Source organism: Campylobacter concisus (assembly GCF_002914005.1).
GTDB lineage: Bacteria > Campylobacterota > Campylobacteria > Campylobacterales > Campylobacteraceae > Campylobacter_A > Campylobacter_A concisus_N.
Genome location: NZ_POZU01000011.1, coordinates 1 through 15,806 on the forward strand (window position 1 = coordinate 1; position 15,806 = coordinate 15,806).

General features: G+C 37.9%; 9 protein-coding genes and 2 pseudogenes. 6 read left to right on the forward strand and 5 right to left on the reverse strand.

Annotated features, from left to right (window positions below):
- Positions 1-58: 58 nt before the first annotated feature.
- The 4 genes from sdhA to CYP54_RS01380 all read left to right on the forward strand — a co-directional run bounded on the left by sdhA (position 59) and on the right by CYP54_RS01380 (position 8,677).
- Positions 59-1,921 (forward strand): 8-methylmenaquinol:fumarate reductase flavoprotein subunit, encoded by a 1,863-nt coding sequence (sdhA, locus tag CYP54_RS01365; protein WP_103603899.1) that lies wholly within the window; start codon positions 59-61, stop codon positions 1,919-1,921.
- 9 nt (positions 1,922-1,930) lie between these two features.
- Positions 1,931-2,896, forward strand: a complete 966-nt coding sequence (gene sdhB / locus CYP54_RS01370; RefSeq protein ID WP_103603900.1) for an 8-methylmenaquinol:fumarate reductase iron-sulfur subunit — start codon at positions 1,931-1,933, stop codon at positions 2,894-2,896.
- 2 nt (positions 2,897-2,898) lie between these two features.
- On the forward strand, positions 2,899-3,756 hold the full coding sequence (gene sdhE / locus CYP54_RS01375; protein WP_103603901.1) for an 8-methylmenaquinol:fumarate reductase membrane anchor subunit: 858 nt from the start codon (positions 2,899-2,901) through the stop codon (positions 3,754-3,756).
- Between the two features lie 214 nt (positions 3,757-3,970).
- Entirely contained in the window at positions 3,971-8,677 is a 4,707-nt protein-coding gene (locus CYP54_RS01380) for a hypothetical protein (protein WP_103603902.1), read from the forward strand.
- Between the two features lie 58 nt (positions 8,678-8,735).
- Here CYP54_RS01380 and htpG read toward each other — a convergent pair whose 3' ends face one another.
- The gene (gene htpG / locus CYP54_RS01385) at positions 8,736-10,592 is read right to left on the reverse strand and encodes a molecular chaperone HtpG (RefSeq protein WP_103603903.1); all 1,857 of its coding nucleotides are present in this window, start codon (positions 10,590-10,592) and stop codon (positions 8,736-8,738) included.
- A gap of 310 nt (positions 10,593-10,902) precedes the next feature.
- On the opposite strand from htpG, the pseudogene CYP54_RS10260 reads away from it, so the two are divergent.
- Together CYP54_RS10260 and CYP54_RS10265 are read left to right on the forward strand one after the other, a co-directional pair.
- Positions 10,903-11,736, forward strand: a pseudogene (locus CYP54_RS10260) (Cache 3/Cache 2 fusion domain-containing protein); the annotation flags it as partial.
- A 27-nt stretch (positions 11,737-11,763) separates the two neighbouring features.
- A pseudogene (locus tag CYP54_RS10265) lies at positions 11,764-12,816 on the forward strand (methyl-accepting chemotaxis protein); the annotation flags it as partial.
- A 146-nt stretch (positions 12,817-12,962) separates the two neighbouring features.
- Here CYP54_RS10265 and CYP54_RS01395 read toward each other — a convergent pair.
- The 4 genes from CYP54_RS01395 to purS are packed head-to-tail and all read right to left on the reverse strand — an operon-like array spanning position 12,963 to position 15,805.
- Entirely contained in the window at positions 12,963-13,637 is a 675-nt protein-coding gene (locus CYP54_RS01395) for a lysophospholipid acyltransferase family protein (protein WP_258033591.1), read from the reverse strand.
- The gene (locus tag CYP54_RS01400) at positions 13,618-14,913 is read right to left on the reverse strand and encodes an SH3 domain-containing protein (protein ID WP_103603906.1); all 1,296 of its coding nucleotides are present in this window, start codon (positions 14,911-14,913) and stop codon (positions 13,618-13,620) included. The genes CYP54_RS01395 and CYP54_RS01400 overlap by 20 nt, the downstream gene beginning before the upstream one ends.
- The gene (gene purQ / locus CYP54_RS01405; RefSeq protein WP_103603907.1) at positions 14,907-15,572 is read right to left on the reverse strand and encodes a phosphoribosylformylglycinamidine synthase I; all 666 of its coding nucleotides are present in this window, start codon (positions 15,570-15,572) and stop codon (positions 14,907-14,909) included. The genes CYP54_RS01400 and purQ overlap by 7 nt, the downstream gene beginning before the upstream one ends.
- The gene (gene purS / locus CYP54_RS01410; RefSeq protein WP_103603908.1) at positions 15,569-15,805 is read right to left on the reverse strand and encodes a phosphoribosylformylglycinamidine synthase subunit PurS; all 237 of its coding nucleotides are present in this window, start codon (positions 15,803-15,805) and stop codon (positions 15,569-15,571) included. The genes purQ and purS overlap by 4 nt, the downstream gene beginning before the upstream one ends.
- Position 15,806 lies beyond the last annotated feature (1 nt).

Here is a 15,806-nt window from a genome sequence, read left to right on the forward strand (position 1 = left end):
GAAATTAACTGGCGGTGCGTTTTAAACGCTAAAAATTTACTAAGATAGGAAGTTATCAATGAGTGAAAAATTTACCAGAAGAGAATTTCTACAAAGTGCCTGTATCAGCGTAGGTACGCTAGCTACAACGGCTGGTGCGACCAATGTTTTTGCTGGTGAGTTGCCAAAAGGCAATGAAAATGGCTTGCCATCTGTTGATGTACTAATAATCGGCTCTGGCGGTGCTGGACTTCGTGCAGCAACAGCCGTTCGCAAGCAATATCCAAACTCAACCGTTGTTGTCGCTACAAAGATGATGCCATCACGCAACGCAACCTGTATGGCGGAGGGCGGAATAAACGGCGTTACTGACTTTAGTAATGGCGATAGCTTCAAGCTTCACGCTTATGACACAGTTAAAGGTGCAGCTTATCTTGCTGATCAAGATGCAGTTGTGAAATTTTGCGAGGCAGCAGGCGCAGTCATCCACGAGCTAGACCACAATGGCATGCTCTTTTCTCGTATAGACAATGGCGACGTGTCCCGTAAAGATAATGGTGATGTTGCGTTTCGCTTCATGGGTGGCGCTAGTAAAAAACGCTGTAACTACGCGGCTGATAAAACTGGTCACATTTTGATGCACGCCTGTCTTGACGACGCTATCACAGCTGGCGTTAAATTTCTAATGGATCATGAGCTACTTGAGATCGGTCTTGAGGATGGCAAGGTTGAAGGCGTCGTTCTTCGCAACATCCAAGATGGTCAAATTTACCCAGTTCTTTGCAAATCTCTAGTCATCGCAACTGGCGGATACACTAGAATTTTTTATAACCGCACATCAGTTCCATTTATAGCAACTGGTGATGGTATCGCTGCTGCGCTTAAAGCAGGTCTTGGTTTTGAAGACCCTGAGATGCTTCAGTTTCACCCAACTGGCGTTCAAAATGGTGGCACACTAATCACAGAAGCTGCTCGTGGCGAGGGTGGTTACTTGTTAAACAACAAGGGCGAGCGCTTTATGAAAAACTATCACGAAAAGATGGAGCTAGCTCCTCGTGACGTCGTCGCTCGTGCGATCGAGACAGAAATTCGCGAGGGTAGAGGCTTTGGTGAGGGCATGAGCGCTTACGTGCTTTGTGACGTTCGCCACCTTGGCAAAGATACTATTATGAAAAAGCTTCCAAAAATTCGCCACACTGCTATGCTTTTCCAAAACATCGATCTAATCGAACAACCAGTGCCTATCCGCCCAACAGCTCACTACTCAATGGGTGGTATAGAGGTAGCTAAATTTGATGATATGAGTACAAAAATTCCTGGAATTTATGTAGGTGGTGAGGCATCATGCGTATCTATTCACGGTGCAAACCGCCTTGGTGGAAACAGCCTAACTGACGCAGTTGTAACTGGCGATCTAGCTGGCAAGGGTGCTGGAGCTTATGCGCAAAATGCAAAATTTTCAAGCGGTAAAAAGACTTCTGAGCTAGCAAAAATGTGGCAGGATAAATTTAAAGCCATAGCAACAGGCGAGGGCGGTGTAAATGATATGTACGCACTTCGCGAAGAGCTTGGTAAAAACAACTGGGATCTAATGGGTATCTTTAGAACTGGCGCAAAACTTGATCAGCTCTCTAAAAATTTAGAAGCTATCCAAGCAAAATATGACACCCTTAAAGTGCCAAATCAAAACCCAGTTATGAACACAGCATTTACTGACTATGTCGAGCTTGGCAACCTTATTCTCCTTTCTCGTGCAGCATGTCTTGCAGCGCAAAATCGTCTTGAGAGTCGTGGCGCTCACACAAGAGAGGACTATCCAAAAAGAGATGATGCGAATTTCTTAAAACACAGCATAGTCACACTAAAAGACGGCAAGTTGGAGCTTGGCTACAAAGATGTTGTGACAGGCATATTTTCACTTGACGGCAAGAAGCCAGAGTAAGGAGCTAGGATGAAAATTATTATCGACCGCTTTGACGGAACTAAAAAATATGAATCAACTTATGAACTAACAAATGAAGAGATCGCGGGAAAAACTCTTTTAACAGTGCTTCTTGATATCAAACAAAAAAAGGATGCGACGTTAAATTTCACAGCATCTTGCCGCTCAGCGATATGTGGAGCGTGCGCTGTTAGAGTAAATGGTCACTCATATCTAGCCTGTGATACAAAGATGAATGAGCTTTTGGCGGAGTATGACAATCCAGAGAGCATAAGAATTTCTCCACTTGGAAATTTCAGGGTCATCTCTGATCTTATAGTGGACTGGGAGCCAAGTATCGAAAATTTACGCAAGATTAGGCCTAGCATCACTGCTAAGTCAGAATTTAGCGCAGAAAAAGGCTGTAAACAAAGTCAAAAAGAGTATGAAAAAGTAGCACTTGAATGGGACTGCATACTTTGCGGTGCGTGCGCTAGCGAGTGTAATAAACTTGAAGCTGATGCGAGTGATTATATGCAGCCATTTGTCTTTGTGCATGCTTATAGAGCGGCGTTTGACTCACGCAACAAAGATCCTATGCCGCACTTAAAACCAGCTATAGATAATGGTCTTTGGATGTGTGTAAAATGCCAAGAGTGCGCTGATCGATGTCCAAAAGGCATAAGCGCATGCAAAGACATAACTGATCTTCGCATTATGGCTATACAAAAAGGCTTTGATGATGGCATGGGGCCAGATCACGCTGAGGCGTTCTTAACCGATCTAGTTGATGGCTCAGGCAGACTAAATGAGATCAAGCTTGCACTTCGCTCTGAGGGAGTGTTTAGAAATATGGGCAAAATGGATATCGCTGCAAATTTAATGCTTGCAGGTAAGATGAATCCGCTTCATATTTTCGGCGAAGAGGACATAGAAGGACATGATGATCTAGTAAAAATGATAAATGCGGCTCGCAAAGCTGCTAGTAAGGAGTAACTATGCAAAACGAATTCGCTTTTTTCCCAGGATGCGTACTCTCTCAAGCAGCTAAAGAGGCTAAAATGTCGCTTGAGGCTATCGCTCCGATACTTGGCTGGAAGCTTCACGAGATAAAGGGCTGGAGCTGCTGTGGTGCTCAACAAGCACAAGACGTAGATCCTATCGCTGCACTTGTAGCAAATGCTAGAAACATAGCGCTTGCTGAGCAGATGAATATGCCGATGCTTACGACATGCTCAACTTGTATGCTAACTCTAACAAGAGCAAAAACTACACTTGATAAGGGTGCAAAGGACCGCATAAATACTTTCTTGGCTGAGGGCAATATGAAATATAATGGCTCAACCGAGATCACAAGCCTTCTTTGGGTACTTTATCAAAACGTAGAAACGCTAAGAGCAAAGGTTGTTAAACCACTTAGTGGGCTAAAAGTAGCGCTATTTTATGGCTGCCATAGCCTAAGACCTGAAAAAGATCTGCATAATAGAGAAAGCTCAGTCAATCCAAAGAGCTTTGAAACCGTTGTAGGCGCACTTGGTGCTACTATTGTGCCATTTGAGAAAAGACTTGACTGCTGCGGCTTCCACGCTAGCTATCCAGCTGGAAAATCAGTAAGAAAAATGTCAAGCCAGATCGTAAATAACGCTGATAAAAATGGTGCAGACGTAGTTGTAACTCCGTGCCCACTTTGTCAAATGCAGCTTGACATCTACCAAGAGAGATATCAAGATGAAAACCACTCAAACGTGAGAAAGCCAATCATCCACCTTTCTCAGCTTGTAGGTCTTGCACTTGGACTATCTGTTGAAGATCTAGGCCTTGATCTAAACATCATCGACGCTACCAAGATAGCTTAAATTTATCCCACGTCTTTTGGCGTGGGAAATTCTTAAAATTTATTTTTCTATTACAAACAAAGCAAATTTGGCATTTTATAAAAATTTTTAATATAAAAATGGATCAAAAATAATAAAATTTATTATGTAAATTCTTTTATTTATATAAAATATTTTTTAGCTATAATCGCGTGAAATTTTAAATGGATTGATTATTAAATTTAAAGGACTAAATATGCAAAACGTTGGTATAGTCGCAAAAATAAGCGGAAAAGTATTTGTAAAACGCAATGGAAAGTTGATCGCACTAAAACAGGGAGATGAGATATTTTTAGGCGACGAGATCATAACACAAAGCAGCGGTGATACAGTCGTTATAAATTTCTATCACGCTTCGCCTATTGCGCTACTTGAGCCCCAAACTATCGTCATCACAAAAGAGCTATCAAAAGCAAATTTTAATACGCAAGGCAGCGAAGCCCAGATAGAAGAAGATAAGAGAAATTTTCTTGTTGAGAATGAAGAAACAAAAAACAAAGGCGAAGACGACAGCTCTCATAACGCAAGTCATAGTTCTCATGGCTCAAACCACGGTAGTAGCTTTGCAAGCATAAATGGTTTAAATTTTGATACACAAGGTCATATCTCAAATATTATTAGTGTTGATGGTGGTGCGGTTGTACTGCCAGTCATATTAAAAGAGTCGGCATTGGCACATAGGTCTATTAGCGGCGCGGTAGCAGCGGTAGAGCAAAAAGAGAGTGTTCCAGTTATTGCAGCGCCAATTGTTAGAATTTTAAAAGACATTGATGGCGACGGCTATATAAATATTGCAGAAGCAGGCGGCGATGCAAATCATACTGGTATGGCGGTTACTTTTAATAATGACTTTAAGCCAAATGACAAAGTGACATTGGAAGTCGTAAATAACGGTGTAAAGACCATGCTTGTTTATAAAGTCGATCAAGCTGGTATAAGCGTGATAAATATAAATAATCCAAGTGAAATTTTACCTATTGCGCCAAATGCTACAAACCCAGAACAAAAAGAATTTATCATTCCAAGTGTCGCTGTCACTCCAAATACTACATTTAGTGTAAATTCTAGTATCACTCTGGCAAATGGCACTAACTCATCTGTGGCAAATATAGCCACAAGCGTTGATACAATCACTCCGACTCTTGGCTTCAAAAAGGTCGTTTTGGGAAAAGATTTAAACCGAGATGGCGTCATAGATGCAAGCGAAAATAGCTTTAATCCAGCAGTTAGTGCACCAAGTGATGATGCCAAGATCATCTTGTCGCCAAATATGAAAATAGGTGACAAGATAAAACTAACTACTACCGATCCTGACGGAACCTTGTATGAAAAGGTACTGGTTAAAACATCACAAAACACGCTTACAGATAAAGAGAGTGGCGAGAGCTATCCGCTCACAAGTGAAAGTGGTGGAAATGTCGGTTTTAACCTAGCAAATGCGGTTAAAATTTCATCTTCAACTCCAACAAATGTAAATATCCAAATGATAAGTAAGTCGGGTAATCCAGGTGCAACTGAAACCATAACCATAGCAAACAATAACGACCCAATCGCTGTTTTTACGCTTGATGAGAATAAAGATGGCATGATAAATTTGGCCGAGCTCGCAAAAAGTGGTGGCACAGCCTTGATGATAGATATTTATGTGCCAAACAATGCTACAGCTGGCGACAAGATCCGTATCAAAGTTGATGATCCAGCTAGCGCACCAACAAGCGTAACAAAGACATATACCATCTCATCTGACGGACTTACTGCTACGCTTGATGGTGGAACGGAGATTATCCCTATAGAAAATGGCAAGATTACTATTGCTGATCCAACAAACTCGAGCGATCCAAGCATAAAAAGGCTAAGTACGACGATCATTGATGGCACGACTGGCACCCCAAAAGCTTCAAGTGTAAGTGAAATTTCAAGCGATACAGTTGCACCTATTAAATCCCCACATGTACAGTTTGCAAAAGATAACGATAAAGATGGTGTTCTAACCAGTAAGGAGAGCGGCTTTAGCCCTGATGGTGTAAAGACACCGATAAAAATAAAAATTCCAAACGATGCAAAAGATGGTGATAAATTTGAGATAGATATCGCAGGAAGTGATGGTAAAACAGATAAAATCACTATTAAAATTTCTCAAAACGCATCTGGTGTATATAGTGCCACGAGAGATGATGGTGTGCCTATTAGTGTAAATAATGGTACCATAGAGACCACCACAAGACTTTATGGGCTTACGACAAATTTTACAACTACATTTACTGACAAAGCTGGCAATAAAGCAGCCCCAGTCACAGACAAGATAACTCTAGATAATAGCATAAAGGTGCAATTTGCAAGGGATAATGATGGTGACGGACTGATAGATAGCATCACAACTCCTTCAGGCTCGCCATCTACTCAAAGCGATCTTGATATCTACCTACCTAATAATACAAAACCAGGAAGCAGTATAAATGTCACGATATCAACTCCTACCATACCATCTGTTACAACAACTGTCAAATATACCATAAGCGATGATGGACTGACTGCCATACCAAGCGATGGATCAGCACCACTTCCGATAGTTGATGGCAAATTTAGCATACCAGGCGTTCCTATTTCTATGGATCATTCTACGCCGGTTAGAGCGACTATTACAACACCTGGCGAGACTACGACGACTGATGGTATCCGTGGTAGATTATTTGACTTTGGAATTTTAGAGTACATTGATGATGTAAAGCTTGCCACGCAGATAGATGGAGGAGTTATAAATATCGCAAAATACTTAAGAACAGGAGATAATGAAAAAGTTATTCAGAAAAATAACTTTGACAATGAGAGCAAAACTATAAAAGAGTACAATATTTCGCTTACTAACGATGAGCAGCCAAATATAGTCTTTGGTGTAGACCGTGCTCCTGGAACCAAGCTTCGTTTGGCTCTTGAAGATGATCTTGGTAATGCTAAAATTTTACCAAACGGACAAAACTATATAGATCTAGTTGTAGGTGCGGACAAGCGTGTAAATATGGACTTTGAAACGCTTGGGATAAAGCTAGATGAAAGATACTCAAATATTAGAGCGACTGTTTTAAAGAGTGATGAAACAAAAGATGATAATCTTTTGGTCCGAGTCGATCTTGATGCTACTCCAGATGCGATAGGCACACCAAATGCCACGTCTAATGTTACTAGTGTAGATATTTCAGGCAGTATCGGAACCGACTCAAATGGTAATAACACTCTTAATAAAAATACCATAAATAAAGTCGATCTTTATGATTTGCTAAATTCTGTTCACAAAAGCTCGTCTCTTGATAATACACACACTTATTCTGAAAATTTTGCCCTATCAGCCAATAGCACTGGGGCAAATTTTATGATAAAAAATTCTGACGCTGCAGGAAACGTATCTATTAGTACTGCTACATTTATTGGCAACAGCGGTCTTGATGCTGATATGTGGTTTTACAACTACGTAGATCCGTCATGGAGAGCTAGAGTTGGTAACAATTCTGGTGTTTATAGTACGCAAGGCGGCAAGCCTATCTATAAAAACTATATGGAAATTTATTCTCCAAGCGCCTCTACTACCTACGATGTTGTGCAGTTTGCTTCAGGAACACACTATAAGACGTTGTCTAATCAAGGAAATATGCATGCGGAGGATCTAGCTAGAGTTGGTAGGCATGAAGATAGTGCTTTATATGATGCGTCTAATCCATATGCACCAAAGAAATTTAGAAATGGCGTCGATACTGCTGCTGGCACTGGTGACAATATAGGCTTTGCAAATGGTGTTTTAAAAGGTAGACCCGGCAACTATACTCTTGGTGAGTCAAATCCTGTTGGATCTGATCTTGTTATGAAGATGAATGGCTGGATATATGTAAGTGCACCCGGAATATACTCTGTAAGAGCAGCAGACTTGCATAACTATGCAGAGCTTACTATAAATGGAACGACACAAAAATTTGGAAGTGCGACTAATTATATAAATCCATCTACCGAAGCATCATATGGTAAAAATGGTCAGTGGTGGAGTAGGGATTTTACATTTGATAAAGCTGGTTTTTATAAACTTGATATGGAGTATATGGACGGAACTGGTGAGATGAACTTATCTTTATATATGCTTCCAAAAAGTGTAGCAAACACTTATGGCCCCCAAGATCCATATCCTTCATCTATGCTAGTTGGAGCACAAGGTAGCGGCACACATCTATTTAGTAATAATTACGTTGAAGCACTTATCCAAAATGGACATCTAAAAAAGATAGGGACTACAAATTCTTACGAGCTAAGTGACGCTAGTAAATACGGCGAATCAAATTTTGGCGATCTAGTATATCTAAGACAAGAGGGCGATATAAAAGGTGGCAACCTAGATGATGCCTTTGTTTATAGTAAGGGTAGAATGATAGATGGCAGAGGTGGTGTGGATACTTTGATAGTCGTTGATGATGTGGATTTTTCAAATTTAGATAACGTTAAAAAGATAAATAACTTTGAAAAGATCCAGCTAGGAAGTGCTGATCAGGCGGTATCTATAAAATTTAGCCCAGATGGTGTCTTTGATATTGTTGATAGCAGAAACACAAGGGATGCAAGCAATAGTGTAGCTAGTGAGAGCGTAAATACAGTGCTAAAGATAATAGGCGACAGCAAAGACCTGGTACAGCTCACACATGACTTTGTAAAAGCTACAAAAGCTGATGTTGCTACGCTAAATAGAAAACATAGTGTTGTAGGTGACATATATAACAAAGTAGATGTCACAAGCGAGGGTGACGCAGTAAATCAAGTATATAAAGCGACATTTAATCGCCAAGAAACCATCAATGGAAATACAATAAACACAAGACACACCGTCTTTCTTGAGATCCAAGATGGTGTACAGGTCGATTTATTATAAGAAATTTAAATTTATAGAAGTAGGTTAAAGCCCAAAATTTCTCTTGGGCTTTATAAATTTAGATAGCTTTTATCATCACTTTTGTTAGAAGTTCTGAAAATTTAGCTGGATTTTCTAGACTCATGCCCTCATTTAGCCTTGCCATATCAAGAAGCAAAGGCGCTATGTCATAAACCATCGCCTCATTTTTCTCTAGTTTTGCAAAAATTTCATGATCAGCGTTGATCTCTAAGATCGGTTTAACTTTTGGAGCATTTGCGCCTTGTCCCATTTGCCTTAGCATTTCTTGCATAGCGTAATCAGGATCGTTTTTGTCGTAAATTAGCACCGCAGCCGAGCTTGATAGTCTTGAGCTTAGTCTTACATCTTTGACTTCATCTTTTAAAATTTCTTTCATTTTAACAAGCGTATTTGCAACCTTGCTCTCATCGACTTTCTCATCGCTTTTGATCTCGTCGTTTATATCAGCATGTGAGACTGATTTTAGAGGTGTTTTATCAAATTCATTAACCATTGGCATAACAATCGTATCGATCTCCTCGTCCATAATAAGCACTTCGATGTCGTTTTTCTTAAAGCTCTCAAGAAGCGGAGAATTTCTTAGCATATTTTCATTATTACCGCTGATATAATAGATCGATTTTTGATCCTCTTTCATTGCCTCTTTGTACTCTTTTAGGCTGATAAGTCCATCTCTTTTTGAGCTTTTAAATAGGCAAATGTCTAAAATTTGCTCTTTTTCAGCGTTAAAGCCGTAAAGTCCCTCTTTTAAAACCTTGCCAAATAGTTTGTAAAATTTTATGTATTTATCGCGGTCGCTCTCTTTTACTTTTGAAAGCTCGCTTAAAATTTTCTTCACGCTTTGCTCTTTGACGCTTCTCATGATCGCATTTTCTTGTAAAATTTCACGGCTAACGTTTAGCGGCAGATCCTCAACGTCGATCACACCTTTGATAAATCTTAGATAAGGTGGCAAAAGCTCTTTTGCATCGTCAGTTATAAAAACCCTCTTCACATAGAGCTTCACGCCACTTTGATAATCAACCCTAAAGAGGTCAAACGGCTCAGTGCTTGGCACATAGAATAGCGTCGAGTACTCGATCTTACCCTCAGCTTTTGTGTGGATATAAAGGAGCGGATCGCTGCTGTCATGTGAAATTTGCTTATAAAAGTCGTTGTAGTCTTGCTCTTTTAAGCTAGCTTTGTTTAGCCTCCAAAGCGCATTTGCCTTGTTTATCTGCTCATTTTTAGTCTCATAAGTGCCTTCTTTTTCACCTTCTTTAGGAGCGACATAGCTTTGTTTATCCATAAATATAGGATAAGGAATGTGATTTGAATACTTCTTGACTATTTCTTCGATACGCCAAGAATTTGCAAACTCATCATCGTTTAAATGTAAGATGATGTCCGTTCCAAAGCTATCTTTTTTAGTATCTTCTATCTCGTAGCTTTTTGCATCAGATATCCATTTATAGGCCTTCTCGCTAAGTGCTCGTTTGCTTATGACCTCGATCTTATTTGCCACCATAAATGCTGAGTAAAAGCCAACACCAAACTGACCGATTAGTGAGCTATCTTTTTTGGCATCGCCACTTAAATTTTTCATAAAACCTTTTGTGCCACTTCTTGCTATCGTGCCTAAATTTGCGATGAGCTCGTCCTTATCCATGCCGATACCATTGTCGCTGATGGTTAAAGTCTTAGCCTTATCATCTACTTTGATGTCGATCCTTGGAGTGTAGCTTAAGCTTTTATACTTTTCATCAGTTAAGCAAAGGTAGTTTAGCTTGTCAAGAGCGTCATTTGAGTTTGAGATGAGCTCTCTTAAAAATATCTCTTTATTTGAGTAAAGAGAGTGGATCATTAAATTTAAAAGGTCATTTACCTCAGTTTGAAATTCAAATTTATCTGCCATTTTTCTTTTCCTTGTTTTAGAATTTTGGCAGATTATAACACAAAGTGATAAAAATATACTTAACCTTGATAGTATTACTATCAAGGTTTTTAAATTAAATTTTTAAAATGATTTCAAAAAAGTTATAGTTTATGAATAAAATAATAATGATAATTTATTAATTATTATTAATTATACATTCTTGTATAAAATTTATTTAAAATGGTGCTATAATCAAGGCGAAAATTTTTAGGAAAAAGGAGACAAAATGAATTTACGAAGCATTTTGGTAAAAGTTTCAGCAACGATTGCTACGGTTTTGGCAGTATCTATGACATGTTTTGTTGTATATACATCAAATATTTTAGAGCGCGAGATAAAAGATGGTGTGCTTACAACAGTAGAACAAAACGTCCAGCTTGCTATGAATACGGTTAAATTATTTGAAAAAGATAATGTAAGTAGCGCAGAGCTAATAATGAGTGTTTTTAAAGAGATGATTGGAAAAATTTCAACTAATCACCAGATGAGCAAGACTGACAAATACGAGGCGATAGATCTAATATCTCAAAATGGTATTTTAAACAACAACTACGATATTCTGGATAAATTTAATAACGCTACAAAAGGCGGAATTTCAACCATTTTTGCAAAATCAGGTGATAATTTTTTAAGAGTTAGTACATCGGTGACGAAGGCTGATGGTAGTAGAGCTGTTGGTACGATGATTGACAAAAACGGTCAAGCCTATAAAAATATCATGAATAAAGAGAGGTATATAGGCGTTGTAAATTTATTTGGACGCAACTATATGAGTATTTATGATCCTATTATTGAAAATGACGAGGTAATAGGAATTTTATTTGTTGGTTATGATCCTACCGAGGGATTAAACAATATGAAAAAGACTTTTTCTGAGATGAAACTTGGTAAGCATGGATATTTTTCTCTTTACAATACTAAAACTGGTAAATTTGACTTTCATCCAACCAAGGCAAATCAAGAGCTAAGTAGTGAATTAAAAACTACTATGGATAATATTGTTAAAAAAGGAAAGGGTATTGAGCCTATTATAATTGATGGGGTTGACTGCATAGTTGCTTTTGAGTCATTTGATAAACTAGACTGGATGGTTTTAGGTTCAGCTGTTACTGATGATTTTTTAACACCACTAAAAGTAGTTAGTAAAAATTTCATCATAGCAAGCATCATAGTTACCTTACTTTTGATAGCTGTTTCGATGTTCTTGCTTAAGAAGATGGTTGCAAATCCTATTGATAGACTAGGAACAAATTTAAATGAGATAACATCTGATTTTACAATTAAAATTCCTATTTATGGTAAAGATGAAATAGCTAAAATAAGTAAAGATATAAATGATTTTATTGAAAGAATAAGGGTATTAATAAGTGATACAAAGCACCTTTCAAGTGAAAATAGCTCTGTTGCAAATGAGCTTAGTTCCACATCTCTTCAGACAGGCAAACGTGTAGAAAAATCAACCGAAATAGTGGAAGAGACAAATCAAAGATGTAAAGTAATGCAAGAAAATATGAAAGAATCTTTAGCAGTAGCTCAAGCTGGCAAAGACGATCTTCAAAAAGCAAGCACGCATATAAAAACGGCAACTGAAGCTATAAGATCGCTATCGGCACAGATTATTGACTCTGCTAATGTAGAAAATCAAATGGCTGATAAGATCGATCAGCTTAGCCGTGATGCCGAGCAGGTAAAATCAGTCCTTGTTGTTATCAATGATATAGCTGATCAGACAAATTTACTTGCACTTAATGCCGCTATTGAGGCTGCAAGAGCAGGTGAGCATGGACGCGGTTTTGCCGTTGTTGCTGATGAAGTTAGACAGCTAGCTGAGAGGACTCAAAAGAGTTTAACTGAGATAAATGCAACTATCAATGTCATCGTCCAAGCGATCAATGATAGCAGTGAGCAAATGGGTATCAACTCTAAACAGATCCAAGAGCTAACTCACGTGGCAAGCGACGTTGAAAAAACTATAAATGTTATGAGTGAGACAATGAATAACGCCATAGCAATGTCTGATAAGACTATGCAAGACTACATCGCAACTGGCAAAAATGTAAATGAAATCATGGAAGGCATCTCAAATATCAACCAAATTTCATCTGAAAATGCTAGAAGTGTTGAAGAGATAGCTTCAGCAGCAGAACATCTAAACAAGATGACAGATGCATTAAATTCAAAACTTAGTGTCTTTAGGACTTGAAAGCTTACCTCTTAAGCTAATATTTTTAGGTCTAGCTCCCGCTAGACCATTTTAAATTTATTGATAAAAATTTCTAGTATATAAAATCAAATTTTTATAGATAATGATATAGAAGCAGGGGGCTTTGTAAATTTGCAAAGCCAAATTTATTTTCTATTTTCGTCTAGGACTTTTTGCATACTCTCTCTAGTCGTCTCTAGCCAGTTGTCTTTTGAAGTATCGACTAAATCAAGACAAAAGAGCTTGATATCTGCTTTTTTAAAGCTAAATTCTTTTACTTTCATCGCATCGCTTCCTACAATAACGATAGGCTGGACTTTTAAATTTAGCTTTTCAACTAATAGTTTTGCACCGCCCTTAAAAGGTAAAAGTTTATTAGTTTGAGATCTAGTTCCTTCGGGAAATATGGCTAAAACGCGACCATTTTCAACTCTATCTTTTGCTTCGCTTAAAAGCTTTATAAGTGAGTGTTTATTTTCACGTTCAACCGCTATCATTTTTGGTAAGCTTAAAATTTTACCAATTATAGGAATTTTGACGATTTGTGCCTTTGCTATCCAGCAAAGATTTTTTGGATGAACCTCTTCAAGCACAATAATGTCAAGCATACTTTGATGATTTATAAGCAAGATATTGGCCTCATCTTTAAAATCACCAATTACTTCAAGTTTATATCCACCAAAAAACCTTTGCGATCTTCCCCAAAATTTTCTTATGGCTCTATTTTTATCATTAAATAGCCACATAAAAAAGACAACTAGAACAACGCTGATAACAAACTCAATAGCAAAAAATAAAGCTCTAATTTTTAACAAGATTATCCTTTTTTACCCAGCCAATCTTACCATCAGCAAATAAAATTTTTGAGTAGTCACCTTTTATGTCTAAAATTTCTACATTTTCATTTTTACGAGATGTGTAAAAAATGGTTGAGTTTTTTGTAGGCAAGATCGAAACGCTAATATCTGGTTTTAGAATAGCCTTACCAAAAGGGTTGTAGGTATAAATTCCAAGTGCGATAAAAACAGCTGCTACAAAAAAGTAGCTAAGCCTTCTGCGCCAAATAGCTAATAATATAAAAATTACCGCACAAGAGTATATCGTGATATCTTTATAGGTGCTAAACTCGCTTTGTTTTGGGTTTAGTCCGATTTGTGTGCTGACATCGTCATCTTCGACACTCACTGGCAAAGAAAAGCTTTCAAATTTAGCCTTTTTTAGGTTGTAGTAGTTAAAGTCAAGCGATTTTTTATTTGGCTTAAATACTGCAAAATAATATGCACTTTGTGAGTTAAAGTCGCCATTTATCGTATCTACGCCTTGCTTTAATATCGTTTTATTTTCAATATTAAAGGCGCTTAGATCGACATTGTTGCCATAAATTTCTACAACCATGATATTGTTTATATCATCAAATTTTGTTGTCTTAAATTTCTTAACTTCAAGATTATCAGCTACGATATGGTTGTAGTTCTCATCACTTCTAAGCTCTTTTAACTTCGGCAAAAAGATGTTTATGCTTGAGCTCTGATAGTTTTCGCCATTTCTTTTTAGGGTTAAGCTAACTTTTAAAGTCTTTGCGTCAATGCTTGTTGCCTCAAGATAAAAAGTACCTACATATTTGTTGTCTTCACTTTTTACCCATTGAAAATTTTTCTTATTTAGCCATTTGATATTTGTTTCATCAAGCTGTGTCTCAAACTCAAACTCAAAGTCATTTTGTGTATCAGCCACTATCTCAACACTAAAAATTTCTCCTATAACAACATTTTTTGGCACATTTGTGGCTTTTAAAAGAAGCTCTTTTACTTTGATCTTGTCATATACTTGATTGTCTGGAACGCTAATATCTGGCTCGTTTGTTGGCACGATGTTTCGCATCTGCTCTGGAGTGATACGTTCTGGCTGTGGTGATACAAATTTTCTTGAAAAATCTTGTTCTTTTGGTGGTTTTTGAGTTTTTGGATTTGAAGTAGGGCTATTTACAAATTTATCCTCCCTAGCTTCGTCCATCATGTCAAAAACGCTTACCTCGTCGGTATTTACAGCAAATAAATTTAGTACGAGTAGGGAGATAAAAAGAAAATGTTTTACCAAACTAGACCTTTTAGCATCTTCATACCATCATCTGTACCTAAAATTTTCTCACAAGCACGCTCAGGATGAGGCATAAGGCCAAAAATCTTTTTGTTCTCATCACAAATTCCTGCTATGCTATCGACTGAGCCGTTTGGATTTATTTCGTTGCCTTTAGCATCACAGTATTTTAGTAATACTTGATCGTTGTCATAAAGACCTTTTAGAGTGGTTGCGTCAGTATAATAGTTGCCCTCGCCATGAGCAATAGGGATATTAACCACTTCATTTTTGGCTAAATTTGCTAAGAATTTATTATTATTTGAGATTACTTTTAGATGGTGATATTTTGAGACGAAATTTAAATTTTCATTTCTTCTCATCGCACCCTTTAAGAGTCCAAGCTCAAGTAGCATCTGAAAACCATTGCAAATCCCTAAGATATAGCCGCCTTTTTTTGCATGCTCTTTTACAGCTTGCATAGCTGGGCTAAATTTAGCTATCGCAGCCGTTCTTAGATAATCTCCATAGCTAAAACCACCAGGTAAAACGACTAGATCAGCATCTATTTTATCTTCTTTGTGCCAGATGATCTGCGTTTGGCAACCAAGCAGCTTAAAAGCGTGAGCTGTGTCTTCTTCGCAGTTTGTGCCAGGAAAAAGTATGATCGCTACTTTCATAGCACGATCTCATAGTCTTCGATGACGGTATTTGCTAAAAGCTCTTCGCACATCACTTTTAGCTGCTCATTTGCTTTAGTTTTATCACTCTCATCTATATCTAAAACGATTTGTTTGCCTATTCTGACATTTGATACACCGCTAAATCCAAGAGAATTTAAAGCATGCTCCACTGCTTTGCCAGCAGGGTCAAGGACCCCACTTCTTAATGCTATATTTACAACAGCTTTCATT